General features: G+C 69.8%; 6 protein-coding genes. 3 read left to right on the top strand and 3 right to left on the bottom strand.

The genetic code is table 11. The annotated features are described in order from the left end of the window. Positions 1-14: 14 nt before the first annotated feature. Entirely contained in the window at positions 15-488 is a 474-nt protein-coding gene (locus D7W79_RS38585; protein ID WP_120530242.1) for a YchJ family protein, read from the top strand. 190 nt (positions 489-678) lie between these two features. On the opposite strand, the gene D7W79_RS38580 is transcribed toward D7W79_RS38585, so the two are convergent. The 3 genes from D7W79_RS38580 to metK form a co-directional block, all read right to left on the bottom strand. Next, positions 679-1,086, bottom strand: coding sequence for a type II secretion system protein GspG (locus D7W79_RS38580; protein ID WP_120530241.1), 408 nt, complete (start codon positions 1,084-1,086; stop codon positions 679-681). Between the two features lie 242 nt (positions 1,087-1,328). Further along, a complete protein-coding gene (locus D7W79_RS38575; protein ID WP_120530240.1) occupies positions 1,329-2,246 on the bottom strand; it encodes a methionyl-tRNA formyltransferase in 918 nt (305 codons plus the stop codon). A 108-nt stretch (positions 2,247-2,354) separates the two neighbouring features. After that, a complete protein-coding gene (metK, locus tag D7W79_RS38570; protein WP_120530239.1) occupies positions 2,355-3,545 on the bottom strand; it encodes a methionine adenosyltransferase in 1,191 nt (396 codons plus the stop codon). Positions 3,546-3,785: 240 nt separating this feature from the next. Here metK and D7W79_RS38565 point away from each other — a divergent pair, with 240 nt between their 5' ends. Together D7W79_RS38565 and D7W79_RS38560 are read left to right on the top strand one after the other, a co-directional pair. Further along, positions 3,786-4,376, top strand: coding sequence for an ABC transporter substrate-binding protein (locus D7W79_RS38565; RefSeq protein WP_120530243.1), 591 nt, complete (start codon positions 3,786-3,788; stop codon positions 4,374-4,376). A gap of 117 nt (positions 4,377-4,493) precedes the next feature. Continuing rightward, positions 4,494-5,155, top strand: a 662-nt coding sequence (locus D7W79_RS38560) for a transporter-like protein (protein WP_167497793.1), incomplete at its 3' end; no start/stop codon positions are given.

Below are 5,155 nucleotides of genomic sequence, written 5' to 3'. Positions count from 1 at the left end.
GGCTCGGCCCCGCCATGCCCCCCGCCCCCCTGTGTCCCTGCTCCTCCGGCCAGCGCTACAAGCAGTGCTGCGCCTCCTTCCACAAAGGCGAGGCGGAAGCCCCGGACGCCGAGCGCCTCATGCGCAGCCGCTACAGCGCCTTCGCCCAGCGCGAGGCCGCCTACCTGTGGAAGACGCTCCACCCCGACCACCCGATGCGGGCCCGTCCGGAAGCGGAAGTCGTGCGCGAGCTGCGCGCCTTCGCGCAGGCCCACCAGTACCCGGGGCTGGTGGTGCTGGGCCACCAGCCTGCGGACGCGACGGGGCTGTCCCGCGTCCTCTTCTTCGCCAAGGTGTTCGAGAAGGGGAAGGACCAGTCCTTCGTGGAGCGCTCGGACTTCCGCCACGACGGCACCGGCTGGCGCTACCTGGACGGCGTCCTCAAGCTGCCGCGCGAGCTGAAGGTCCCTCCGGAGAGCCTCACGCTCGACACCTTCCCCACGGACTGAAAAAGGCCCGCGAAAATCCCCCGTCAGGATTTTCGCGGCGCCTGCGTCCCTGGGAGTGCTGCCCGGCCGGAGAGGCCCTACACGCTCTGGTAAGGCTCCTTCACGGGAGTCCGCGGTTCGAATCCGCCTTGGCCTGAAACGCCACCCAATCGTGGCTTCTCCACTCGGGCAGCACCCTTTTCCACCTCCGTCATTCCCGGGACCGCGCGTCCCGGTCGAGTGACGAGAGGTCCGTGTCATCCCCGTCGCCACCCGGAGCGCCATCCGCGCCCAGGGACACGATGGCCGGCACGCCCCGGTCCAGCGTGTACACGTAGTCATTGCCCCACGGGTCGCGGGGCAGGTCGGAGAGGATGCGGTCCTCCACCAGCGCGCGCAGCCCCGTGGAGGTGTCCGGCAGCCTCCCCCGCTTCATCGCGTACAGCTGGAGGCCCTGGCCCAGCGAGCCGAAGTCCAGCTTCACCCGCCGCTGCTTCGCCTGACCGAACTGGTCCATCACCGACACGCCCACGGCGGCGGCGATGAGGCCCAGGATGGTGATGACGACCATGATCTCCAACAGCGTCATGCCCCGCTGACGTCGTTGCTTTCTTGCCATGTCTGTCTTTCTGGCATGCCGGCGGCCCCAGGCCGTTGTCGGCATGTCCCTCACGGAAGGCCCCTCCGCCTTCCGGAATGGCTGTGATTGCAAGGGGCGCGCCCGCGGCACTCCGCCAGGAGGACGCGGGGCTCCAGCCGGAGACAGAAGCCACTTCGAAAGACGATGTCTGTCTTTATGGCGGAAGCGTCGTGTGCGACGCGCCACCGTGTCGTGTCACCGCGCCTGCCCGCCGCGACCGCTCAGGCCTCCTCCGGCCTGTGCGACACGACCCAGAGCGGCGCGTCCCCGCACTGCACCAGCAGTTCATCCCCCTGCCGGGCCAGGAGCGTGCCCGGCTTCGCGCGAGGGTCCTCGCCGCGCCAGGCCCGCGTGCGCCGCACCCGCACCCAGCGGTCCTGGAGCCGGGCCCTCGCATCGCCGTGGCCCTCGCGCCACGCGGCGAAGCGGCACGCACGCACCTTCAGGTGCACGGAGCGCGCGCTGTCGCGCCAGTCGATGTCCCGGTACGCCGCCTCGAAGAAGGGCGCGAAGGTGGCGGCGGCCTCCACCTGCCGCTCGCCCACGTCCCCCCGCGCCACGCGCTCCACCACGCGGGGCAGGAGCTGGCGCGACGCGAGCATCAGCTTCTCGAAGACCCGCTCCTCCGTGTCCTCGTCCTGGAGCGGGAACGTCCCCTGCGCGAGCACGGGCCCGGTGTCGAAGCTCGCGTCCATGCGGTGGAACGTCAGCCCCAGCTCGCGCGCGTCCTCGCGCAGCGCCCACCCCAGCGGGCACGGCCCCCGGTAGCGCGGCAGCAGGGACGGGTGCACGTTCACCGCGCCCAGCGGCGGCAGCGCCAGCGCCTCCGGCGGCAGCCTCCACGGGAAGAAGAAGCACAGCAGGAGGTCCGGCCTCAGGTCCGCCAGCCGGGGCGTCAGGTGCGCCGGCTCGCTCACCAGCAGCACGTCCAGCGACGGGGGCGCGGCCTCGAACAGGCGCCCCAGCTCCGCCCACCCCTCCAGGTCCAGCGGGCGCAGGCCGCGGATGCCCGCCGGCACCACCAGCGCCACCACCTCATGCCCCTGGGCCCGCAGCGACAACGTGAAGTCGTGCGCCACCGCGGGAGCCACGGTGAGCAGCACGATGCGCCAGCCAGACGCGGCACCGGAAGTCGGCATGGCCGTGTCCTAACAATTCACCCACCGTGAATGCCCGGCGAATGAAAACGCGCTCGCCCCGGGCAGGGACGAGCGCGTGGGCTCAACCGGAGTGCTTCCGGTGGTGCGTCAGACCGCCTTCAGGCGCGGCGTGCGCACCTTGGGGGCGGGGGAGGAGGCCGCCTCGCGGAGCGCGTCCTTCTTGTCCGTGCGCTCCCAGGTGAACTCCTTGTCCGAGCGGCCGAAGTGACCGTAAGCGGCGGTCTTCTGGTAGATGGGCCGCAGCAGGTCCAGGTGCTCCGTGATTTCACGCGGACGCAGGCCGAACACCTGGCGCACGGCGCGGGCGATCTGCTCTTCCGGCACGGTGGACGTGCCGAACGTCTCCACCATCACGCTGACGGGCTCCGCCACGCCGATGGCGTAGGAGACCTGCACCTCGCAACGGCTGGCCAGGCCCGCCGCCACGACGTTCTTCGCGATGTAGCGGCCCATGTACGCGGCCGAGCGGTCCACCTTGGACGGGTCCTTGCCGCTGAACGCGCCGCCACCGTGACGGCCCATGCCGCCGTAGGTGTCGACGATGATCTTGCGGCCGGTGAGGCCCGAGTCGCCCATGGGGCCGCCGATGACGAAGCGGCCCGTGGGGTTGATGAAGAACTTGGTCTTGTTGTCGATGAGCTTCTTCGGCAGGACCTTCAGGATGACGTCCTCGCGGATGGCCTCCTGGATCTTCTTGTTGGAGACGTCATCCGAGTGCTGCGTGGACAGCACCACCGCGTCGATGCGGACCGGCTTGCCGTCCTTGTACTCCACCGTGACCTGGCTCTTGCCGTCCGGGCGGATCCACGGGTGGTTCTTGCGGCGCACCTCCGCCAGGCGGCGGGTCAGCGCGTGCGCGTAGTGGATGGGCGCGGGCATCAGCTCCGGCGTCTCGTCGCACGCGAAGCCGAACATCATGCCCTGGTCGCCGGCGCCCTGGTCCTTCTTGTTGTCCACGCCGCGCGCGATGTCCTGGCTCTGGCCTTCGATGGCCACCATGACGCCGCAGGTGTTGCCGTCGTAGCCCATGGAGCTATCGGTGTAGCCGATGCGCGTGATGGTGGAGCGGACGATCTTCGGGATGTCCACGTAGGTGTTCGTCGTCACCTCGCCCGCGACGATGGCGAGGCCCGTCTTGACGAGCGTCTCCACGGCGACGCGCGCCTGCGGATCCTTGGCGATGATGGCATCGAGCACACCGTCGGAGATCTGGTCGGCGATCTTGTCCGGGTGGCCCTCGGTGACGGATTCAGACGTGAACAGGAAGTCGGTAGGCATGTCTTCTCGGGCTTCGCGCTATTTCAGTGACGCAGCGCAGGGGGCGGACAGTAAACGTGCGGTCCCAGCAGAGTCAAACCTGCCGATACACGGGTTTATTCGGGGGCAGCGCCCTTCAACCGGGCGGACCCGACGCGGCGGGTGTGCCTGCCCGCTGGATGAATTTAATGGTTCGCGCGGCGTTCCCCTGGGCTAACAGGACCCGCGCCCTTCTTCCGGAGGTCACCGACCCATATGAACGTGAACGCCCGCATCCGCACCCTTCCCCTCCTGGTTGCCCTCACCTTCGCCGTGCCCGCGCTCGCCGCGCCCAAGGCCTCCGAAGCCATCACCAAGCCGGTGAAGACCGTGGTGCAGTCCGTGCGCTACGAGAAGGACCTCAAGGCCCTGGAGAACCTGGGCAGCGACCAGCAGGGCCTCTTCCTGCTGGGCGACGAGTGGACCAAGGCCACGGACGCCCAGCGCAAGGAGTTCACCCAGCTCTTCCAGAGCCTCTTCGCGAAGATCGCCTTCCCCAAGGTCCGCGAGAACTTCAAGAACCTGGACTCCATCACCTACGACGAGCCCCAGGTGACGGGCGACAAGGCGCTCGTGGGCTCCACCATCTTCATCAACCACCCGCTGAAGAAGCAGGAGATGAAGCTGAAGTACGCCGTGGAGAAGGTGGGCACCAACTGGAAGGTCGTGGACGTGTCCGTGCTGGGCGACTCCATGCTCACCGGCATCCGCGATGATCAGGTCCGCCCGCTCTTCAAGGAAGGCGGCTGGGACGGGCTGCTCGGCGCCATGCGCAAGAAGAACGACGAGCTGGGTGCGGTGAAGCTGAAGTAATCCAGCCATTCCCGCCCAAGCAGCCAGGCAACCAGGCCCTCGTCCTCTCCTTGGGTTCCGGGGGAGGCGCGGGCCGGGTAGGCTTGGGCGTTCCCCTCCCCCCGGAGCGCCTGGCGAATGAGTGTTTCGACCCCCGCCCAGCGGCTACTGCTCCGCGGCGCGCCGTCCGACCGTGAGATGGACGCGTTCTGTGTGCAGTACGCCCCCCGGGCACCCGGGCACCCCGCGGTCCGGGACCTGCTCCGGCTCCTGTCGGAGCTCCCCGGTGACGGCCTGGAGCCGCGCCTGGAGTGGGTGGAGCGGTGGATCCACTGGATGCGCGACCGCATCCCCGCCCACGGCCTCACGGACGCGGACGACCGCGCGCTGTCCCCCGCGAACTCCCGGCTGTCGCTGCTGGTGCGCGTGCTGGAGGGCGAGCCCCCCTTTCGCGCGTCCGTTACCCGGCTGGTGTCGGGGGTGTGCGCGGGCAGCCGGGGGCTGAAGCTCTTCGCCCAGGTGGGATTGAGCGCGGGCAACGGCTTCTTCTCCGAGCTGACGGACCGCCTCGTGCGCGGCGTGCTGCCCGCGCCGCCGGAGCCGGGCAAGCTGTCGGAGCTGCTCCTGCGCCTGTTCCCGGTGCCGCAGGACGCGGAGTGGCTGGGCGCGCTGTCCCCCCTGCTGCTGGCGCGGCTGACGGCGCTGGTGGGCGAGCCTCCTCCACCGGAACCCACCCCGTCCTCGCGCGTGCGCGGGGACCTGATGGACGCGCTGCTGCTGCTGGGCGTGCAGGTGGCGGG

The sequence above is a fragment of the Corallococcus exercitus genome, from assembly GCF_003611585.1.
Taxonomy (GTDB): Bacteria; Myxococcota; Myxococcia; order Myxococcales; family Myxococcaceae; genus Corallococcus; species Corallococcus exercitus.
Note: the sequence above shows the minus strand (reverse complement) of the source record. Positions and strands in the feature narration are given on the sequence as shown.